The following is a 23,573-nucleotide window of genomic DNA, read 5'->3' on the forward strand; positions in this document are numbered from 1 at the left end:
TAATGATTTAATTAAATAAGAATAACGTATGAAGAAAAATATACTCCTATGCATATTCCTGTCACTAGGTACATTGACGGCATGGGCACAAGAACAGACATCTTTGCTTCCGACCAACGAAATGAAGGGAATCATAACGGGTACCCCTCAAGAAAAGATTAAGGATACAAACTTACCGGGTACACCGGTTCAGCAACAACGCCAATTCAAGAAAAGTACGTCTCCGGCTTCCATATCTGATTATGAAGGCACATTCATACAAATAAGCGAAGATAGCAACGGCAAGGAAACCGGTTATGCTGTCGAAATAAGTGTTGTTGACAACCACACGTTAGCCATTACGAATTTCTGGAATGGCGAGAAAACGATAAAAGCTTCTATCAACCTTGAAGAAGGCACTTTGAAGATTGATCCCCAAGAGATTGCAGTTCATTCCACCTATGGAAGCATCTTTATATATAGTTACGATTTTGAGACGAACAGATATAACTCCCAGGTTCCCATCCAGGGAACAATAAATGATGGAGTGATAACGATAGACTCATGGATCGCATTAATCAACGAAGGAGAATATAAGAGTTACAGCTTGGGCGTTTATAGAGGATCGGAACTGATTATGCCCAACAGCAATATGACGGAAACGACACTTGAATCCAATGGGGAAAAAGTGACCACCGTCTATCCTGTTTACTTAGAACAGAGTAGTCCGAACGAACTATCCATGTATAATGCAGCCAATATAGGAGTGAAAATCAACCTACAACTCAATTCGGACAAGACAATTGCCATTCCTCCTCAAACCTTCCTGAGCAATGCCATGTATGGCAAATTCAATTGTTATCCGTTGAAGACGGTTTCGGCAACCAATCCGGAATTCTATACAGACCGAATGATTAAAGGCACAATTTCCGGTACGGACCTAAGCTGGGAGAATTGGGGCATCTTCTGCCCGAAAGCCGGCATAGTAGCTTCTTTATATACATCTTCCGTATTAAACACCCTTCTGGAAATAAGTTTCCCGAAACCGGTCGTAGCCGACTTCGAAGGGAAAGGTACACCGGAGGCTCCTTATCTGATCAAAACAATGGAAGATTTATATATGCTTTCGGAAGTAGTCAATTCTGACAAAACGCTCAATGGCGATCATACCAGCACTTATGCAGGACAATATTTCCGTCTGGAATCAAACTTGGACGCAACAACGCTAAGTCCGACATTGCATCCGATCGGAAACAATGCGATCCAACGTTTTGCCGGAATCTTTGACGGCAACAATAAAACGATCCGTAATCTGACAATGGACGAAGGAATGGGTTATTGCGCATTGTTCGGCCACATCGACACCGATGGTGTCATAAAGAATCTGAATCTGGAAAACTACACTTGCGAAACACTCGGGAGCTATGGAGGAAGTATCGCAGGATATGTCTGGGGGAAAATAGAGAACTGCCATACAACGGGAGCTATGAGTTTCGGAAGTGCATATACCGGTGGCATCGCCGGATATTCTTATGGTGCGGAAATTATCAACTGTTCTTTCAAGGGAACAATGACAGGAACAGACTATATGGGTGGCATTGTGGGTACATCTTTTGGCAATATCAAAAAGTGTTGGGCAGATGCAACGATCAATTTTTCCAATAATAATCCCAATACCACCTGCGGAGGCATTACAAGTTCTATGTTCGGTACAAAGTTCCCGGATGCCACCATATCCGATTGTTATTTCACAGGAAGAATCAATGCTACCAATAACGAATGTACGGTTGGAGGTATTGCCGGCAGCACTAATAAAGCCATAATTCTACGTTGCTTCAATACGGCTATGATAAGCGGTACAGGAGCAAATGTCAATATGGGAGGTATCCTTGGCTTTACTTGGAACACGACCATCCGCGATTGCTACAACAGCGGACTTATCGGGAATAACCTATCACCCAAAGTAGGCGGTGTGATAGGCAGTGTTCTGGATATGAGTGACGAAGAACGGTCAAACATAGAAAACTGTTATAACTCCGGATTGGTCTACACAGCCAGCAAAGAGGAAATGCGTTACATCGTTGGCCGTCCACTTCCAAGATTGATTATAAAAAACACTTTCTATGACCAACAAATAACGGGAGTTCCCTCTCCAACTTACGGACTGTCAACCGCACAACTTACCGATGCCGGAGGAATAAAAGACTTTGACCCCGCCATATGGAACTTCACAGCCAGTCACTACCCCCGTCTAAAAGGTATCGATGAAAACAATGCTGCTTATCTGTCGTCCGCCTGCATGTCACTTGACGAAAGCAGTAGCACGTTGGAGATACGCAAAGATTTCGACCTGACAACCGATAACCTGATAGAGTGGAAAGCAGTAATGAATACACTTTTCACTGACCAAGGACATGGCTTCTCTATCAAGGGTAATAAAGGCATCTTGAATGGTGAAGTTACACAAGATACGATCTTTGCATTCAATGCCGACAAGAATTATAAATATTACATTCTCTCTATTTCACCGATTCTATGGAAAGGGAAAGGAACGGCAACAGACCCGTTTCTAATAGAGACGAAGGCAGACATGATGAACCTGGGAATAGCAACTAATGATGCCCAACAAACCTTTGAAGGCATGTACTTTAAAATGACAGCCGACATAGATATGGAATATGATGAAGCCTTCATAGGATTGGGAAGAGACAATACAGGCAAACTCCGGTTCGCAGGTGTCTTCGATGGAAACGGTCATACAATCTCCAAGATGAAAATTACATCCGTCGTATTTGATGATAATGGCAAACTGGCTTCGGCTTCCCGCAAATTTACCGGATTCATCGGCAGCGTGGCAGAAACCGGAGTTGTGAAGAACCTGACCATCGCGGCAAATTGTGAATTCGACCTATACGTCAATGCAGGCGCCATAGCCGGATACAACTACGGACTCATCGAAAATTGCAGGAACTACGCTACCGTAAAAGGATATATGAATTATGTAGGCGGCATTACCGGATATAATGCACCCACGGGAATCCTTCGTGGTTGCTTCAATACAGGAGCCGTTTATGCCGGAACAGAGTCGGTCGGTGGCATAGCCGGAGCAAACAACGGACTCATTGAGAATTGCCAAAACTGCGGATATGTCAGTGCGCTTTCACTCAGCCTATCTTATAAACCCGGAATGCAAGGTTCGGCCGGAGGCATTGTCGGTTTGAACAGCGGTATCCTCAGAAATGTAATCAATACAGGAAAAATAGCCAGTTATAAAAACATCAGCGGCATAGCAGGAAAAACACAGAAAGTCAGTGGACAAGGAGGCTCTATAGTAAATGCCATCAACTATGGTAAAGTGGAGATATGGACGGACAGAAGTACTTCCGGACAAATCATCGGTGACAACATGGGGGCAACCGAAATCATCGACAGTTACTACGACATTCAGTTGCAAACTTTAGCAGCCGCAAACAATCAGGTTAAAGAGGGAGCGTCCGGTTGTAAAACAAGAGGGCTGATCAACGGTAAGTTAAACCTGCCCGATTCGGCCTGGGTGCAAAAGGAAAACACATATCCCATGCTCATTTCATTCAAGAATGAAGCGCAAGCTTTGGTCGATTCACGCGCTGTAATCGTATTGGACGATGCCAGTACGATTGCCAACATGAGTAAAGAAGGAGCTAAATTACAAAACAATACGGAAGTCACTTGGGAACTCCTTCACAATACGGAAAATTTCAGGATTGAAGAAGGTCTGTTGAAAGTTACAATGCCAACCGACCAAATCGCAACAGACACACTTGTTGCGACCTATGGCACAGTGAAACGTACCATTCCGATCATGGCTCTTTATAATATTCTGGAAGGTAAAGGCACCCAAGAAGAACCTTGGCTAATAAAGAGTACTTCCGATATGAATAAACTATCCGATTTTGTAATGAACACCAAGCATGAGTATAAAGGAGAGAATTTCAAAGTAATGGAAGACCTTGACTTCTCCGGTATCAATTACACACCGATAGCCATTGAAGATGTTATTTTCCAAGGATATTTTGACGGCAATGGGAAAACAATCAAGAATATCACTTATGCCGTGGCTGATTCATCAACCGTCAAAGAGCGAGGACTATTCGGTGTTATCGGTTCTGACGGTACCATCGCCAACTTGACCCTCTCCAATTGTAAATTCCAGACTTACCAAAGGTGCGGAGCTTTCGCAGGAAGCCTTTATGGGACGATCACGAACTGCACAAACGATCATACGGAAGTATCCACCACCGGTACCATGCATGCCGGAGGTATTGCCGGCTTCGGCTATTTGGGTGCTGCAATCGAGAATTGCAAAAATAATGGTAATGTAACAGCAGCGAGTGTACACGCAGGAGGTATATTAGGAGGTTCGGATGCCGAACAAACCGTGAAGATCAGCAAATGTTCCAATGAAGGCAATATAAATGCCAAGACATCCCAGGTCGGTGGTATCATCGGTCGCGGAGCTGCCAATATTGAAGATTGCTATAACACATCAGCCATTACCATCTCCTCCTCCAATGCAGGTGGTATTGCCGGAGATTTGTTAAAGGGATCTTATATCAACAAATGTCATAACACGGCTAATATTATTGCCAATACTTGTGCGGGAGGCATCGTAGGAACCATAGAGAATCATTCCGAAGACATGCCGTTCATACTGGAGAATTGCTATAATACGGGAGAAGTTTCAACTACGTATTCCGTGAAATCCACAAGCAATGCAGGAGGGATCGTGGGCAAAGCAGGAAATGCATGTGCCATCCGCAACTGTTACAACACGGCACCAATCACCACCACTACCGGCAATGCCGGTGGAATTGCCGGTGGAATCACCGGTTCCGCAACAGCACCTTCAATCATCGAAAAATGCTATAATGCCAAAGAAGCCACCATTCTGGCAAATACGAACTATGCAGGAGGCATTGCAGGCAATGCAACCTACACTTACATACAGGAGACGCATAATGAAGCGGATGTCACCGCTGGTGAGGACAAAAAAGTAAGTTATGCAGGAGGTATTGCAGGTGGTTGTACAGGCTATATGGATAAATCATGGAATAGTGGAAAAGTAACCGCCAAATACAGTCTGGCAGGTGGAATAGCAGGAAATGCCGTAGCTACCATCGACCGTTGTTACAATCGCGGAGAGGTCATCAGCGAAGGGATCGAACCCAAAAAGAGCGTAAGTACAGGCGGCATCTTGGGCAAAGGCAATTCAATGTTGACAAACTGTTATAACACGGGGACAGTCACAGGCTTCAGCGAAGTTGGCGGAATCATCGGAAGCATGGTTGCCGGCAGCAAGACAGAACCAGGTACAACCGTCACCGGTTGTTACAATCTGGGTACAATCAATGCCACGTCTACCGACAGCATTGGAAACATTACCGGACTGGCAGCAAACTACACTCATGTATCCGCTTCCTTCTATGATAAAACGCTATGTTCAACACATGTCCTGGACACTTGTGCCACCGCCCTGACCAGTGAAGAAATGGTTAACGCCCAATTAGGAGATGCTTTCCTGTATGGAGTAGCTACCTATCCGCGCATCGATGCATTCGAAAAAGATACGGTTGCCAACTTCTATGCAACAATGATCATACTTGCCGAGGGAGACGAGATGGATGATATCAAGAAAAATATCCAAATCGGAACACCCGAAGGAGCCGAATGGACAGCAACCTCCAATCTTTCTATTGATGGTAATACCGTTTCTCCTAAAAACAGTGAAATCGGTGAAGAGGCTACACTCACCCTGACAGCCGGGGATTTAGAAAAAGCTTATCACCTGATACTGAACGTCATTCCGGATGGCATCGATAAGAATGAAATGACAAAAGTTGTTGTAGAACGTACCTACTACACTGTCACAGGCATCCGGGTAGCTAAACCTGCAAAAGGCCAGATTAACATAGAGAAACGGATATACGATGATGGTACCTCCGAAGTTGTGAAAACTATGCCGGAAAAATAACCGGTCAAAAGTATGTCACACGATCATTGTTTTACTAAATAATTATGCTCATGAGAAAGATTACATTTCTTTGGATATTCCTGTTACAAGGGATATTAGTGACTTGGGCGCAAGAGAAAATCTCTACGCTACCTGCAATCGAGATGAAAGGAATCTTAGCAGGTACTCCACAGGAAAAGGTTAAAGCAGCCGACATTCCTGGTGCAATGATAACCACGCACCGCATCAAAACGAATGCACCTACGGTTTCCGCCTCCGATTTCGAAGGTACATACATGCAAATCAGTGAAGACCGTGATGGCACGGAAACAGGTTATGCCCTTGAGATCAGTGCTACGGATAATACGACTTTATCCATCAGTAATTTCTGGAACGGTGATAAGACAATAAAAGCCATTCTCCATCCGGAAGATAATACGATAAAGATTGATCCACAGGAGATTTCCGTTCATCCCACCTACGGTAGTATCTTTATATACAGCTATGATTTCAAGACAAATACCTACAACCCTAACGTACCGGTCATGGGTATTGTCAAAGACGGAGCAATCACTTTCGATTCCTGGATCGCCCTTATCAACGAAGGAGAATACAAAAGTTACAGTCTAGGCATATATAAAGGATCGGAACTTACCCTTCCCAATAGTAACATGACGGAAACATCCCTCACGTCTAAAGATGAGGAAGAGACCCTTGTTTATCCGATACTCCTGAAACAGATAAATGCGAATACACTTGCCATGTATAATACATCGAATATCGGTGTGAAAATCGACATACAGTTAAACCCGGATAAGACCTTTACCATTCCTCCCCAAGTCTTTCTGGCAAATTCTCTGTATGGCAGTTTCATCTGTTATCCGCTGAAGAAGGTTTCCGGAACCAATCCCCAGTTCGACCGCAATCAAACGATTACCGGAAAAACAGCGGGATCAGACCTGAGTTGGGAAAACTGGGGAGTATACAGTCCGTCATCAGGAATGCTACTGGGAGTATACAAATCTTCCGTTTTGAATACTCTTCTGGAAATAGATTACCCCAAGCCTGTCGAAGCAAATTTTGAAGGGAAAGGTACTCCGGAGAGTCCGTATCTGATCAAAACGATGGAAGATCTCTATATCTTCTCGGAAACGGTGAATGCAGACAAGACATTAGTCGATGACCATACCAGCAGCTATGCCGGGAAGTATTTCCGTTTGGAAACCGACCTGGATGCATCCACACTCACCACTACCCTTCATCCTATCGGCTGTAACGCCACACAACGCTTTGCGGGAGTTTTTGATGGAAACAATAAAACGATCAGAAACCTGACAATGAAGGAAGGGATGGGTTATTCCGCCTTATTCGGAAATATCGGTTCGGAAGGAGTCGTAAAGAACCTGAGACTGGAGAACTACACTTGCGAAACCCTCGGATATTATGGGGCAGGCATTGCCGGATATGCTTACGGAAGAATCGAAAATTGTCAGGTCGAAGGCACTATTCTTTCCGAAAGCACCTATTCGGGAGGGATTGCCGGATACTCCGACACCGCAGACATCATCAACTGCTCCTTCAAAGGAACCATGACGGGAGGTGATTATATGGGAGGCATCGTAGGCACTTCTTTCGGCAATATCAGAAAGTGCTGGGCAGATGCAACTATCACCTTTGCGAACACCGGATCGTTTACGTCATGCGGAGGTATCACAAGTGCCATGTACGGCACCAAAGCCGATATAAAAATCAGTGACTGTTATTTCACGGGACAGATCAAGGCACTCAACAACGAATATACGGTGGGAGGTATCGCTGGATGTACCAAAGTGACCAAGATCGTACGGTGCTTCAATACGGGTACAATAACCGGGACCGGTGCTTCCGTCAACATGGGAGGTATATTAGGTTATATCTGGGATAGTACGGTTCAAGATTGCTACAACAGCGGTATGATAGCCGATGCCTACTCCGAACGGGTAAGCGGCATCGTAGGAAACACGCTGGACATGAAAGAGGAAGAGAAATCATTGATAGAGAACTGTTACAATACAGGAATCATTTACACGAAAAGTAAAGAAGAATCCTGTTACATCATCGGGCGGACCCTTCCCGCCGTAACCATCAAGAACAGCTTCTACGACCAACAAATCCTGGCTGTACCGTCCACGACCTATGGCATTTCAACCGCACAACTCACGGATGCCAAAGGCATAAAAGACTTTGATGCTTCTGTATGGAACTTTACGGCAGGACACTATCCCCGCTTGAAAGGCATTGACGAGAATAATGCGGCATACCTGTCGGCAGCTTGCCTCTCTCTGGACAAGATGGGTACAGCCAAAGAAGTCCGCAGGGATTTCACACTGACCACGGACAATCAGATTCAATGGAAAGCCGTTTTGAACGAATACTTCGGGAATAACGGTCACGGTTTCTCCATCGAAGGCAACAAAGGGGTGCTGAATGGAGAAGTCACTCAGGACACGATATTTGCCTTCAACGCAGATAATAAATTCAAATACTATATCTTGTCCATATCTCCTGTCCGCTGGAAAGGAGAAGGCACAGCCGATGACCCGTTCCTTATTGGGAACAAAGAAGATATGATGAACCTGGCTGTTGCAACCAATGATGCCAAACAGACGTTCAATGGTTCACACTTCAAGATGACGGCTGATATCGACATGGAATATGATGAGAACTTCACCGGACTGGGAAAAGATAACACCGGAAAAATACAGTTCGGAGGTATCTTTGACGGGAACGGGCATACGCTCTCCAAAATAAAAATCAATTCCATCGCCTTTGATGACAACGGGAAGATCAACACCAACGGCTCCCGGAAATTTACGGGCTTCATCGGATGCCTAGCTGAGTCGGGTGTGATCAGGAATCTGACCATAGCTGCCGATTGCGATTTCAACATGTACTCCAATGCCGGAGCCATAGCAGGATATAGCTACGGACTGATCGAAAACTGTAAGAATTACGCCACGGTGAAAGGATACATGAACTATATTGGTGGAATCGTTGGCTATAACGGGCCTTCGGGAAGAATACGAAACTGTTTCAATTCCGGTACCGTCTACTCCGGTTCGGAAGCAGTCGGTGGAATAACCGGTGCAAGCAACGGCATCGTGGAAAGCTGCCAGAACACCGGACTTGTCAGCGCACTTCCGCTCAGCATTACTTATAAAGCCGGCTCACAAGGTTCAGCGGGCGGCATCGCTGGCTTGAACAGCGGCATTATAAGAAACGTACTCAATACGGGAAAAGTAGCTACCTATGACAACGTAAGCGGTATCGTCGGTGGCACACAGAAAGTAAGCGGTTCGGGCGGTTCGGTCATCAACGCAATTAACTACGGAGAGATAGAGATCTGGTACGACAGAAGCACCTCCGGTCAGATTATAGGCGACAACTCGGGAGCGACTGAAACCACCAACAATTATTATGACATTCAGATACAGGCATTAGCTGCCGTAAACAATCAAAAGAGAGAGAACAACAACGGTGTGAATACCAAAGACCTAATTGCCGGAAAACTGGCTCTGCCCGATTCGGCATGGATACAAAAAGAGAATATGTATCCCATGCTGATTGCTTTCAAAAACGAGCCACAAGCCCAACTGGATGCACGTGCTGCTATCGTATTGGACACTGCAAGCAGCCTTGCCAATATCAGTAAAGAAGGGGGTAAACTACAAAACTCCTCTGAAATACAATGGCAACTGACTAAAAAGGCTTTCTTCCGGATTGAAGAAGGGACACTGAAAGTCACGATGCCTACGGATCAGGTGGTAACAGACACTTTAGTGGCGACCTATAATAACGTAAAACGTATGATTCCCATCCGGGCACTTTACAACATCCTTGAAGGCAAAGGTACTCAAGAAGAGCCTTGGTTGATCCGGACTCCCAATGACATGGCGAAGTTGTCCGATTTCGTCCATAAGACGGGGCATGAGTACCGAGGAGAGTATTTCAAGGTAATGGAAGACCTTGACTTTGAAGGTATGGAGTATACTCCAGTTGCTTTTGAGAACAAAATATTCCAAGGATACTTCGATGGTAACGGCAAGACCCTGAAGAACATCACGTATGCCATCGCAGATTCTACAACGGTACAAGAAAGAGGGCTATTCGGGGTAGTAGGTGCTGACGGTACGATCGCCAACCTTACCCTGTCGAATTGCAAGTTCCAGACTTACAAGAAATGCGGAGCGTTCGCTGGAGGATTATACGGTAAGATCATCAACTGTGTAAACGATCATACGGACGTACTCACGACAGGTCTTATGTATGCAGGTGGTATTGCCGGATTCGGTTATGACGGTGCCAGTATCGAAAACTGCAAAAACAGCGGCAATGTGACGGCTGGAAGTGTAGGTGCCGGAGGCATGTTGGGTAGTTCTGAAGAAGGTCAGTTAGTCAAGATCCTTTCTTGCAGCAACGAAGGTACGATCAGCGTCAAGAGTTCCCAAGCGGGAGGTATCGTTGGCCGGGCAATGGCATACATTTCGGACTGCCATAACACAGCCAATATCAAAATCTCATCGTCCAATGCAGGCGGTATTGCGGGAAATCTGTTAACCGGTTCGTACGTAGGTAAATGCTACAACACAGCCAGCATCATTTCCAATACTTTTGCCGGTGGCATCGTCGGAACAGTCGGGAATCATACCACTGATGCCCCGTTTATTCTGGAAGACTGTTACAATACCGGTGAAGTATCGACAACCTATACGCTGAAATCAACCACCTATGCAGGAGGAATCGCTGGAAAGACCGGGAACGCTTCTATCGTACGCAACTGTTACAATAAAGCACCCATTCTGGCAAATACTTCCTATGCAGGCGGAATCGTAGGAACGATCGCAGGAACAGTTGCCGATCCTTCCCGCATAGAAGATTGCTACAATGCCAAAGAAGGTTTGATCACCGCCAATGAAAGTTATGCCGGAGGTATTGCAGGGAGTGCCGCCAATACCATCCTCCTGAGAACTTACAATGAAGCCGACATCACAGCGCATGGAAACACGGCTCTCAATTATACAGGGGGTATCGTGGGGAATTGTACGGGTTCTGTAGAAAAGTCATGGAACAGCGGTACGATAACTGTCGAATTCGGTTTGGCAGGCGGGATTGCCGGAAACGGCACGGGTACTATCGACCGTTGCTACAACCGAGGTGAAGTGATCAGTCAGGGAACGGTTGCCAAGAAGAGTGTCAGTGCAGGCGGTATCCTAGGTAAAGGCAAATCCGTACTTACCAACTGTTACAATACAGCCAAAGTATCCGGTCTCAGCGAAGTAGGCGGGATTATAGGAACCACCGTTGCCGGTACTAAGTCGGAAACAGGTACGAGCGTTACTGCTTGCTACAATCTGGGTGAAGTCGCAGCGACTTCCGCAGACAGCCTAGGAAACATTGTCGGTCTTGCCGCAAAGTTCACCGAAGTCAGTTCGTCTTTCTACGATAAGAACTTATGCAATACGTACGTCCTCGATACTTGTGCCACCGCCCTGACCACCGCAGAGATGGTGGAAGCACCATTGGGAGATGCGTTCAAATACAGCGTAGCCACTTATCCGCGCATCGATGCATTCGAGAATGATGCTGCAGCCAACTTCCATGCCACCTTGATACTCTTTGCCGAAGGTGATGAAATGAATGACGTCAAAAAGCCCATCCAAATAGGAACCCCCGAGGGTGTGGAATGGACTGCCTCTTCCAATCTCGCAATTGATGGGAACACCGTCACGTTAAAGAATTCCGTAATCGGTGAAGAAGCTGTAATTACTTTAACAGCCGGTGATCTACAGAAGGCTTATAAGTTAATATTAAACGGTGAACCGGTAGGCATCGGCAATACTGAAACGTCTAAAGTCATCCTGAGCCGTACGTATTATACGACCGATGGTATCCGTGTAGCCGAACCGGTGAAAGGCAGGATCATCATAGAAAAACGTATCTATGAAGACGGGACTTCCGAAACCGTAAAAGTATGGACTGAAGACTAGCCCCCATCGTCCGTCACTGATAATTGCAGTCTTCCGTATCACCCGGCAAATGTGCGGAAGGCTGCAAATGATCATCTGACCAACAAAACAGTTTATTTAAAAGAGATTTAATATGAAACATTCAAGAAGATTTGCAAAGCAGGGCGTACTATCCCTAGCTCTATGGCTGTTTCTTTCCTGCTGGATGACGACACTTCAAGCCGTACCCGCCAAAAGGATTGTCCGGACAGTGATGCAACCCGATGGTTCAACCATCAGCACAGTCTTACAGGGCGATGAACTTTTTCATTACCTGAGTACCACTGACGGGATCATGATACAGAAGGCCCCCGACGGATTCATGAAATACGCCACCGTCAACTCCCGGGGATTACTTTCCGCGGGCGAATTCATCGCACATGATCCCACCGAAAGGACCGAAGCCGAAACAGCCTATATCGAAAAGATAGATAACACCCGCATAGAAAATGCCGTGACCCAAATGCGCAGCCGTCCTTACATGCCCCCATGGCAAACGGAAGCCCAAAAATCCAAATTCCCCAATCAGGGAACGGTCAAAGGACTTATTATCCTGGCGCAATACCAGGACGTGAAGTTCTCCGATGGGAACACCAATCAGGAATTTCACGATATGATGAACGTCGAAGGCTATTCCAAGAACGGAGCCAGCGGAAGCGCGCGCGATTATTTCATGGATCAATCATCCGGATTGTTCACCCCCGAATTCGATGTTGTCGGCCCTGTTACCCTTCCCAAGAAAATGAGCTATTACGGGGCAAACAGTTATACAGGACAAGATCAGAACCCCGCAGAAATGGTTGTGGACGCTTGCTATATAGCCGATACATTATTAAACGTGGACTTCTCCCAATACGATTTCGATGATGATGGGAAAGTGGATCTCGTTTTCATCATCTACGCAGGATATGCAGAAGCACAGGGAGGCCCTGCCAACAGCATATGGCCCCACGCATGGACATTGGAAAATGCCAAGATCAGAAATGTCCGGATGGACGGCAAACTGATCAACAGTTATGCCTGTACAGCCGAGCTGAGCGGCAGCACCGGAACAACGATGGATGGCATCGGAACATTCTGCCACGAGTTCAGCCATTGCCTGGGACTACCGGACATTTACGATACCCGTTATAGCGGACTGGTCGGCATGGGAGCCTGGAGTCTGATGGACTACGGTGCCTATAATAACAGATCGAGAACACCTGCCGGATATTCAGCCTACGAACGGTACAGTGTGGGATGGTTAACCCCTACTGAACTGACGGAACCGCAGAGAAACCTTCAACTCTCTCCGATGAATACCACCAACAAGGCATACATGATACGATCGGACGAAAACCCCGATGAGTATTATACGATCGAGAACCGCCAGAACACCGGATGGGACAAGCACCTTCCGGGGCATGGAATGGTCATCGTACATGTCGATTATGTACCCTCCATATGGGAGGACAATGTAGTGAACAGTGCCACTTCTAAATATGCCCACCTCCAGATAGTCCCGGCAGACAACGAATTGGTTGACTTTACAGGCGATGCCTTCCCCGGCAAAAACAAGAACACGGCTTTTGCAGACGATACCCGTCCGGCAGCAAAGCTCAATACCGGTGAATATCTCGGCAAACCGATCAGCAAAATAGAAGAAAAGGACGGTATCATCACTTTCGACTTCATGTATTATGTAGCCACTCCGGTTGCCCAGGAGGCAACAGACATTGAAGGCGACCATTTTACCGCCCATTGGACACCTGTGAAGTTAGCCACCGAGTATACCCTGAAAGTCGCGGCAGGCAGGACGGGAAAAGCCGCTATCAAGGAAGACTTTTCCAAATGTATCGAAGGAAGCATAGAAGTACCGGACGGACAGGACATCGCTTCCTCTCTGGACAAATACACCTCAACCCCGCAATGGACAGGCGAAGAGATCTATCAGGCGGGAGGCTATTGCCGGATCGGCAGCAAAGAGTCGCAAGGGAAACTGATCACACCTTTGTTGGACTTCTCCGGAGAAAAAGAGTTCACCCTATGCTGTAACGCCATCGGAAGCAAGAATCTATTCAACGGATTTGAATTCGGCATTTTAGATACGAACGGGAACGTCTTGCAAAGCAAGATCGTAATAATGAACACCAAAGAGCAAAAGATATACTGGATACTCAATGTCGAAGGACAGACAGGTTACGTTTATATCAAAACTAAAGCGCCCGCCTATTTCAATGAAATAAGCATTTACAACGGAAATGTAAGGGAATCGTTGGAAAAGGAAGAGCCGCTGCCCGAACCGGAAGAATTCAGCAAAGAGATAAAAGGAATCACCGAAACCTCCTGTGTGGTAACCGGACTAAAAGGCAATAAGAGATACATCTACAACGTGATTGCCCAATCCGGAGAAGAAACCTCGGCATTGTCCAACAAGGTGATGCTTCAGACCACGGAATTCTCTGGCATCGCGTCCGCATCAGCTACCGACAGAGAAGTACATACGCAAAAAGGAGCCGTACGCTTTGTCACAGACAGTGCGGAAACAGTGCGTATCTGCACGATTAGCGGTATGCCTGTATATTCAGGTACCAGCCACGAAGGGGCAAACAACATTCCATTACCCGAAGGGCTGTATATCCTGAGCATCGGAACAGAACGGTATAAAATATTAATTCTGTAATCTCTCCTCTTCCCTCTGGTTTCGACAAGGCTGCCTCCACACAAAAAGACGAGGCAGCCTTACTTTTATTCTGTAATACAAGCATCAAAAACTTTGCCGGATACCTTTTTTATCATACTGTTGCAGCATTCATCTAATACTCAACATCCGATATGCCTCTTATTCACCGTACCATGAATACAGATTTTTCACGTGAAACACCGGCCGAATCCCGTCCTCTCAATCATCGGACACAACTATCCATCAAAAAGATTATCCCTACCGTAATATTAAGTTTGTCTTCCGGCAACGACACTGTAAAGCAATGCAGAATCGCTGCAAAGGTTATGCAGTACCACTGCAAGCGCAATACAGCACTACTGCAAAGGGAGCGCAGTGTCACTGCAAAGGCAATGCAGTAATGCTGCAAAGGCAATGCAATAAATTTGCAATAGTTATAACGAAACTAATTGCCTAGACTCTATCATTTTAACGAAAGCTCTCAAGAGCCTTACATAGCTCAAAAGCTTACTCCGACAAAAGTTGCAACACAGTTGCACCCCAAATGCCCTATCTTTGCAACAGAATCAAAAAGGAAAAAGATATGGGATGTAATTGTTGCAATCATTCCGGTTGCCAACCGGAAAAGAAAAAGAATGAATATCTTCCGGGGATCATCAGCCTTTCGATGCTGATAGCCGGAATGCTGATTAACCATTTCGGAGGGTTTGTCTGGAGGGGAAGTGCCCTTATCTGGTATACGGCCGCCTATCTTCCGGTTGGCCTCCCGGTATTGCGGGAAGCGTTCAACAGGCTTCGCCAAGGCGAGTTTTTCAATGAATTCATGCTGATGGGCATTGCCACCATCGGTGCGTTTTGTATCGGGGAATATCCCGAAGGGGTGGCAGTCATGCTGTTCTATGCCATCGGGGAAGCCTTTCAGGACCGTGCCGTAGGAAATGCCAAACGGAATATTAAGGCATTGCTCGATGTGCGCCCTGCCACTGCAACCGTGATCCGGGAAGACAGACCGGAAATGGTTTCTCCCGAAACGGTACGGGTAGGAGAAGTCATCGAAGTCAAATCGGGAGAACGTGTCCCACTCGACGGCCACTTATTAAGCAAACAGGCAGCTTTCAATACTTCCGCTCTGACGGGCGAAAGCCGTCCGCGGAACATCCGCGAAGGAGAAACGGTATTAGCAGGGATGATCGCCACCGACCGGGTGGTCCGGATAGCCGTCAGTAAACCGTTCAACGACAGCGCGCTGGCCCGCATCCTTACACTGGTACAGGAAGCGAATGAACGGAAAGCTCCCGCTGAACTATTCATCCGCCGGTTTGCCCGCATCTATACCCCGATCGTCACCGGGCTGGCGGTACTGATCGTCCTGTTACCCTTCCTCTATTCACTGGGGGTGCCGGGATTCGAATATGTGTTCAAGGATTGGCTTTACCGCAGCCTTGTATTTCTGGTGATCTCCTGCCCTTGTGCCCTGGTAGTAAGCATCCCGCTGGGATATTTCGGAGGCATCGGTGCGGCATCGCGTGCAGGAATTCTGTTCAAGGGTGGAAACTATCTGGATGCCATCACTCAGGTCAACACGGTCGTTTTTGATAAGACGGGAACATTGACCAAAGGTGTCTTTGAAGTGCAGAAAATAGAGAGCGAGCTATCATCCGATGAAAAATTACTGCAATACGTCGCCTCTGCCGAAGGGCAAAGTACGCACCCGATAGCCAAAGCCATCTGCGAGTATGCCGGCAAAAAAGGGATAGACCTTCTTCCGGTGGCAGATGCCAAAGAGATAGCGGGACACGGCTTGCAGGTACGGATCGGTGATCAGGAAGTCTTGGTAGGCAGCCCGCGTCTGCTGGTACGTTATGACATCGCATTTCCTGCTACGTTGAACCGTTCACCGGACACAGTGGTCGTTTGTGCAACGAACGGGAAATATGCCGGCTACCTGTTGCTCTCCGACACGCCCAAAGAAGATGCAATAAAGGCTATCAATGCCTTGAAAGCATTAAATATTGATAATATACAGATCCTTTCCGGAGATAAACAGGCAATTGTTTCTAAATTAGGCGAAGAATTGGGGGTATCCCAAGCATACGGTGATCTGTTGCCGGAAGGAAAAGTAGCCCACATCGAAGCCTTGAAAGCTGTTCCGGGCAACCGGATTGCTTTCGTAGGGGACGGCATCAATGATGCGCCCGTACTTGCCATGAGTCAAGTGGGCATCGCGATGGGCGGATTGGGAAGCGATGCCGCCATCGAGACGGCAGACGTAGTCATACAGAACGACCAACCGTCAAAAGTAGCTACAGCGATCCGCATCGGCAAAGCCACAAAGCGCATCGTTTGGGAAAACATCTTACTGGCATTCGGTGTTAAATTGGCAGTACTGTCGTTGGGAGCTATCGGTATGGCTACCATGTGGGAAGCCGTCTTTGCCGATGTAGGTGTGGCTTTGCTCGCCATCCTGAACGCCATAAGGATACAGAAAAAGGAATTCTGACAATAGGGAAAGGAATATAGGTTATGGAAGAAAACATTTATCTTAAAAAACTTGCACAACGGGACATCAAACCGACTGCGATGAGGCTATTGATACTCCGTGCCATGATGCAGTTCGAGCGCGCTTTCAGCTTGCTCGACTTGGAAACTTATCTGGATACGGTCGATAAATCCACACTTTCCCGCACCATCAATCTGTTCCTGAAACATCATCTCATACACGGCATAGATGATGGTTCAGGTTCACTAAAGTATGCCGTATGCGGGAACGAGTGCAATTGCGACATCGACGACCTCCATGTACACTTCTATTGCACCCAGTGTCAAAAGACGTATTGCCTGCGGAACATCCACATCCCGATGGTTTCGCTGCCGCAGCATTTCACGGCAGATAGCATCAACTATGTGATAAAGGGGTTATGTGACCATTGCTCGCATTGAGCGAAGACAGACAGTTATCTATCTTTTTCGGCAGATGCAGTCCGTCAAATGATCATTAATAAACCCCGAAGCCTGCAAGTGAGCGTAACAAATCGTAGTACCGAAGAACTTAAATCCCCGCTTCTTCATATCTTTGCTCATGGCATCGGACTCGGGAGAGGACACCGGAATCTCGCTCATTGACCGAAAAGTGTTGATAATCGGTTTGCGATCAGGGAAGAAGGAAAGCGTGTAGTCATAAAAACTGCCGAACTCCTTTTGTACGGCAAGGAATTGCCTTGCGTTTGTGATTGTCGATTTGATTTTCAGGCGGTTTTTCACAATACCCTCAAAATGCATCAACCGTTCAACGTCTTCATCGGTCATCTGTGCCACCGACTCGGCATCGAAATTACAAAAGGCTTTGCGATACCCTTCACGCTTTTTAAGGATGGTAATCCAACTCAACCCGGCTTGGGCACTCTCCAGTACAAGAAACTCGAACAGTATCTTATCATCCGTCACCAACTTCCCCCACTCTTGATCATGGTATTTCACATACAGTTCGTCTGTCCCGCACCAACCGCAGCGTCCGTCTATTATATCTTGCATAATCATAACATTTGTAATACGGTGTAAAGATAGCCGATTCACTGTACCGTGCCAAAGTTCAAGCAACTTATTATTTCTTTAAAGCCCCTTTTATGCCTATCGTTTCCGATCGGTTAATTCCAAAGCATTGAATTTGCATGCTGCGACACAATCTCCACAAGCAGTACATCTTTCGGGAGATTTTACTGTTATATGTCCACCTTCACCATCGGCCACCATTTCCAATACTCCGCGATGACATTTCTTTAGACAACATCTACATCGGGCGCAATTATCATCAACGATATGAATAACTTTATTCCTTGCACGCTTACATCTAGTGACATGACCGAGTATAAAAAACAAGAACAGGCTTGCCAAAACAATATATAATATATTCATCTCCTTCTCAAATAGTGTTTTAGCGTTTGCCAGTTATATACAATATGACATACCCCGAGAATGGCGAATAGCAGTCCTAATAAGGAATGAATGCCGCCCCATACATACACAGCTTCGAGATCGCATCTCATAACTCCAACCATTTCCCCTGAAATTAGTAATAAGATAAACATTGTAAACAGTGCAATTGAAACGACTGCACGTTTATTGAGCATTTTTTTGTTGTTTGAGTTCATATTCTGTTTCTAAATAATTTGACATCTGTAATAATGCTTCTGTTTCGCCTGCAAAATTACAGATATACGCTTCACCGGGAAATAGAAAAAACGGAGAGAACATTGGACTATTCATGGAATTTCTGCCGGAATGCACCGGGAGACATTCCAGCAACTTTAGAAAACAGACGCGAGAAATAAGTATGATCTTCATATCCCAGAAAGAAGGCGATCTCTCTGACACTCATATCAGTGTAATAGAGCAAGCGTTTCGCTTCCAGAATTATCTGTTGATGTATCCAATAACTTATCGGGAAACCGGTGACGCTCTTTACCGATTCATTCAGATATGAAAGCGAGTAGTTCAGTTTGTCAGCATATTGGCATGGACTTTTCATCGTCCTGAATTTATCGGATAGTAACGCCTTAAACTGATGAGCCATTACTAATGACCGGGATTGGGAAAGATGTGATTCGATTTGCCGTCCTGAATATTGCTCAGCTATAATCCCGATGAATGCATTTGCCAAATTGAGTATCACTCCCTTGCCGAAAGCCGTAGGGCTTCCTTGTAGGGCGACTTGTAGCAAGCAAGCTGTTTGCGTGAGCTTTAATGAAACATCTGCGTCCGAAGGCATTGGTTTTTGTGTTGCAAATTGCTTCTCGAACAGGTTTTTGCAGTTGTTATCGACCAATACCGGATCAATGGCTAAGAACCAACCTTTCATCTTTCGCATCACAGGCGTAAAATGCACCTGATCGGGGCGCACATAAAACAATTGTTTTCCTTGCACCTGTATCGTCTCAAAATCAATTGTAAAAACCGTTTTCTCTGTATCCATGAACAGGAATAAATAATAGTCATCGCGATGAGCCATGTATTTCTCCGGTTTTGTATTACCAGTACACTCGCTATCAGTTTCATAATAGTCGAATTGGATGCCGAGCGGTATGTGAACATCCATTCGGTGAAAAGGGATAACTTGTGGTTTCGTTTTATTCATAATACAAAAGTATCCATTCTAATATATATTACCTATATCCAAATGATTTTATCGCTTATACAACACACCATTTGCGTACAAGTCGTGCGTGAATCAATAATTAGTGTTTACTCAAAAAAAGCACCCCACAAAGTCAGACACAAAACTTTTGGGGTGCAGTCCATAAATCAAAAGGCTCAAAAAAGTTATTCCATCTTTACCGCTGTTCCCGTAGCTGTCACCATCAGCATACTGCCGCTGCTTCCTACAGTTTCATAATCAAGGTCAACGCCTATCACCGCATTTGCACCCAATCGTGCAGCATGGTCTTCCATTTCTTTAATGGCGGTATCTTTGGCCTGACGCAACACCTCTTCATAAGAACCAGCGCGTCCGCCTACAATATCACGGATGCTGGCAAACAGATCACGAAACACGTTGGCACCGATAATTGTCTCGCCCGAAACTATTCCGTAATAGTGAATTATTCGTTTCCCTTCAATAATGGGAGTGGTGGTTACTAACATAATTTTGTCCTTTCTTTATTTAGTTATTCATAACTATTAGACGCAGGAGGCAATAAAAAGTTGCACTCCTGAACCTTTTTTATTGGAATAATCATGTGAAGCAACATCGTATTATTGATCTATTTCTTCCGGGTACTCTTGATTACTTCCTGATTAATCTGCCGTACTTTCTCCAAATCCATCTTCTCCACCCAACGGTCGTATGTTACCAGACCGTTAATTTCATGCTCCACATCCGTAGTCTGGGTATAGATGGCTGTACTCAATCCGAAATAACGGATCATCTGTTCCAGTTCGTTGAGCATTAATACATAAGTATCGCTAAGAACATCTTTATTTATCATCATCTCATAGGCATCATTGCGTACCGGCCACATGTGGTCACGCACAAACAAGCCTTTTCCACCGAATTCTCCCAAAGATGCTGCTCTCTTTTCGTCCGGGCGGGGCATTGCCTGAGGTTCTATCTTACCATAATGATGCATGTCGACAAAATCACCATTGCCCGGATCACCGTAAGCAGGGCGGTAACCGGGGGCATAATTGTATCCGGACAGTCCGTTTACCAAACGGTGTGGGTCATAATCTTTCACCCATGCCGTAATATCTGTCGCCTCAAAAGCTCCCCAGTTCTCATTGAAAGGTACCCACATCACGATGCTGGGCGAGCTGATATGCTGATCGATCATCGTCTTTAATTCTTCACGGAATTGACGGCGCACAGCTACGGAATCGTTCCCATCGGGTTCCCATAAGTTGGGCATATCCTGCCACACCATCAATCCCAACCGGTCGCAATGATAATACCAACGCTGAGGTTCTACTTTGATATGCTTGCGTATCACATTGAAGCCAGCGCGTTTCGCCAATTGGATGTCATAAAGCAATGCTTCGTCCGTGGGTGCGGTGAATATTCCATCCGGCCAATAGCCTTGATCCAAAAGACCAATCTGGAAGACGAATTCCCCATTTAACAAAGGACGGTTCACACCATCTACCTTGCCGATACCCACGGAACGCATACCGAAATAAGAACCGATTTCGTCCAGTACTTTTCCTTTCCGGTCTTTCAGTTGCAGTGTCAGGTCATACAAAAAAGGATCTTCCGGACTCCAAAGCCGGGGAGACGGGACGGGGATATAAAAACGATTGCCGGACATACCGTCTGCCTTTGCGACTTCGGTAGAACCGTCCTTGGCAATTGCCGTCACTTTCAACCCCGGACGAGCGGTATAGGCGATGACTTCCAACCGGTTGTTCTTCACATCGGGAACAATTTTTATTTGAGAGATGTATTCTTTCTCTACCGGTTCAAGCCAGACGGTCTGCCAAATGCCGGATGTATACGTATAATCACCTCGAGGGCCGTTTTTGCCACAGGCAGCTTTGCCGTCATTCGGGTCATATGCCCCAACGATAAGCTGATTCTCTCCCTGTTTGAGGTAAGGAGTGATATCAAATGTGAAAGCATTGTATCCGCCCGTGTGTGTTCCCGCTTTCCTGCCATTTACAAAAACAGTGGAAATGCGGTCTACCGCACCGAAGTTGATGAGAACGCTCTTTCCTTTCCATTCTTTGGGAAGAACAAATTTCCGCTGATACCACAAATTACATTCGTCCTTACGGGCGATGCCGGACAATTCCGCTTCGGGCGGGAAAGGAACACGTATCTGCTCCGGACGAGCCGGGAATACGGGAGGAATCGTGGCTGTTACGGGATCAGGGCAGTTCTTACCACCCATATAATCCCACGTTCCGTTCAGGTTTAGCCATTCGGAACGTACCATTTGAGGACGTGGATACTCCGGCAGCGGAGTTTCTGCTTGTAGGGCTGTTTCAGTCCAAGGAGTGGGCAGGGTAAACTTTTTGACTGTTTGTGCTTTTGTACAGGTAGTTCCTCCCAGAAAGAGAAACCCCATGAGAAAATAAACAAGGACATTCTTTTTCATAACGTTTTATTTTATAGTTTTGTAGTAGTCGTGTCGTTCGCCTGCATCTCCATGCAGGCGAATATATATTCATTCTATTGTACCGGCTTTAAAACATTTTGCTCACGCGCTCTATACCGGCTACCAGCGCATCTATTTCTTCTTTTGTATTGTAAATTGCCAAAGAGGCACGAACCGTGCCTTCAATGCCAAGACGCTGCATCAACGGCTGGGCGCAATGATGCCCCGTACGCACGGCAATCCCCAGCCTGTCGAGCAAAGTTCCCATATCGAAATGATGGATATCGCCCATAAGGAAAGAGATGACACTACTCTTATGGGGGGCTTCGCCAAAGATACGGAGGCCGGGTATTTCCTTCATTCGCTGCATGGCATAAGCGGTCAGTTCATGTTCGTGAGCGGCAATATTCTCTATGCCAATGCCCGTCACATAATCGAGTGCTTTTGCCAGTCCGGTGGTACCGATATAATCAGGAGTACCGGCTTCAAACTTGAATGGCAGTTCATTAAATGTGGTCTTCTCAAAAGATACATGCTGGATCATCTCTCCTCCTCCCTGATAGGGTGGCATACGATCCAGCCACTCTTCTTTTCCATAGAGGACACCCACACCGGTCGGTCCATAAACTTTATGGGCGGAGAAAACAAGGAAATCGGCATCCAAGTCCTGTACATCCACTTTGATATGGGGTATGGATTGTGCTGCATCCACAAGAAAAGGAACTCCATGTGCATGGGCGGTCGCAATCATCTCTTTGATAGGGTTGACGGTTCCCAACACATTGGATACCTGAGTTACACTAACGATCTTCGTCTTTTCAGAGAAGAGTTTTTCGTATTCATCCAGCAGAAGTTCGCCTTTATCATTCATTGGAATGACTTTGATAGCAATCCCTTTGCGGGCAGCCAGCAATTGCCAAGGGACAATGTTGCTATGATGCTCCATCACGGACAGGATCACTTCATCGCCTTCCTGCATGAACTCTTCACCAAAGCTCGATACAATCAGGTTGATGCTTTCGGTCGTCCCCCGTGTGAAAATTACTTCGTTGGTACTGCGGGCATTGATGAACTCACGCACGGTAGCACGTGAACCTTCGTGCAATTCGGTAGCCTGTTGCGACAGATAGTGTACCCCCCGATGCACATTCGCATTGACGGAATAATACTCATCGACTAAAGAATCGATTACCAGCCGCGGCTTCTGGGTAGTTGCCGCATTATCCAAATAAATCAAAGGCTTCCCGTACACCTTACGGCTCAGAATGGGAAAATCTTCACGTATCTTATGTATATCCATTTTCCACTTCTCC

General features: G+C 46.2%; 12 protein-coding genes. 6 read left to right on the forward strand and 6 right to left on the reverse strand.

The features are described 5' to 3' along the window. Positions 1-28: 28 nt before the first annotated feature. The 6 genes from H8744_RS04525 to H8744_RS04550 all read left to right on the forward strand — a co-directional run bounded on the left by H8744_RS04525 (position 29) and on the right by H8744_RS04550 (position 17,614). Positions 29-5,989 carry a GLUG motif-containing protein gene (locus H8744_RS04525; RefSeq protein WP_262433688.1) on the forward strand — a complete coding sequence of 1,987 codons (5,961 nt, stop codon included), beginning with the start codon at positions 29-31 and terminating at the stop codon, positions 5,987-5,989. A 50-nt stretch (positions 5,990-6,039) separates the two neighbouring features. After that, on the forward strand, positions 6,040-11,994 hold the full coding sequence (locus H8744_RS04530) for a GLUG motif-containing protein (RefSeq protein ID WP_262433689.1): 5,955 nt from the start codon (positions 6,040-6,042) through the stop codon (positions 11,992-11,994). A 112-nt stretch (positions 11,995-12,106) separates the two neighbouring features. Continuing rightward, on the forward strand, positions 12,107-14,674 hold the full coding sequence (locus H8744_RS04535; RefSeq protein ID WP_262433690.1) for a M6 family metalloprotease domain-containing protein: 2,568 nt from the start codon (positions 12,107-12,109) through the stop codon (positions 14,672-14,674). 173 nt (positions 14,675-14,847) lie between these two features. Then, positions 14,848-15,075 carry a hypothetical protein gene (locus tag H8744_RS04540; RefSeq protein WP_262433691.1) on the forward strand — a complete coding sequence of 76 codons (228 nt, stop codon included), beginning with the start codon at positions 14,848-14,850 and terminating at the stop codon, positions 15,073-15,075. Between the two features lie 182 nt (positions 15,076-15,257). Then, positions 15,258-17,174 (forward strand): heavy metal translocating P-type ATPase, encoded by a 1,917-nt coding sequence (locus tag H8744_RS04545; protein ID WP_262433692.1) that lies wholly within the window; start codon positions 15,258-15,260, stop codon positions 17,172-17,174. A 23-nt stretch (positions 17,175-17,197) separates the two neighbouring features. Further along, positions 17,198-17,614, forward strand: coding sequence for a Fur family transcriptional regulator (locus H8744_RS04550; protein WP_262433693.1), 417 nt, complete (start codon positions 17,198-17,200; stop codon positions 17,612-17,614). A gap of 18 nt (positions 17,615-17,632) precedes the next feature. On the opposite strand, the gene H8744_RS04555 is transcribed toward H8744_RS04550, so the two are convergent. The 6 genes from H8744_RS04555 to H8744_RS04575 all read right to left on the reverse strand — a co-directional run bounded on the left by H8744_RS04555 (position 17,633) and on the right by H8744_RS04575 (position 23,560). Next, a complete protein-coding gene (locus H8744_RS04555; protein WP_262433694.1) occupies positions 17,633-18,205 on the reverse strand; it encodes a DNA-3-methyladenine glycosylase I in 573 nt (190 codons plus the stop codon). A 96-nt stretch (positions 18,206-18,301) separates the two neighbouring features. Next, complete coding sequence (locus H8744_RS19005) at positions 18,302-18,586, reverse strand: ATP-binding protein (protein ID WP_369410993.1); 285 nt, start codon at positions 18,584-18,586, stop codon at positions 18,302-18,304. Positions 18,587-18,929: 343 nt separating this feature from the next. Next, complete coding sequence (locus H8744_RS04560) at positions 18,930-19,805, reverse strand: helix-turn-helix domain-containing protein (RefSeq protein ID WP_262433695.1); 876 nt, start codon at positions 19,803-19,805, stop codon at positions 18,930-18,932. Positions 19,806-19,990: 185 nt separating this feature from the next. Further along, a complete protein-coding gene (locus H8744_RS04565; RefSeq protein WP_262433696.1) occupies positions 19,991-20,311 on the reverse strand; it encodes a heavy metal-binding domain-containing protein in 321 nt (106 codons plus the stop codon). A 119-nt stretch (positions 20,312-20,430) separates the two neighbouring features. Next, entirely contained in the window at positions 20,431-22,260 is a 1,830-nt protein-coding gene (locus H8744_RS04570; RefSeq protein ID WP_262433697.1) for a glycoside hydrolase family 2 protein, read from the reverse strand. An 88-nt stretch (positions 22,261-22,348) separates the two neighbouring features. Continuing rightward, positions 22,349-23,560, reverse strand: coding sequence for a cysteine desulfurase (locus H8744_RS04575; protein ID WP_262433698.1), 1,212 nt, complete (start codon positions 23,558-23,560; stop codon positions 22,349-22,351). Positions 23,561-23,573 lie beyond the last annotated feature (13 nt).

Source organism: Jilunia laotingensis, from assembly GCF_014385165.1.
Classification (GTDB): Bacteria; Bacteroidota; Bacteroidia; order Bacteroidales; family Bacteroidaceae; genus Bacteroides; species Bacteroides laotingensis.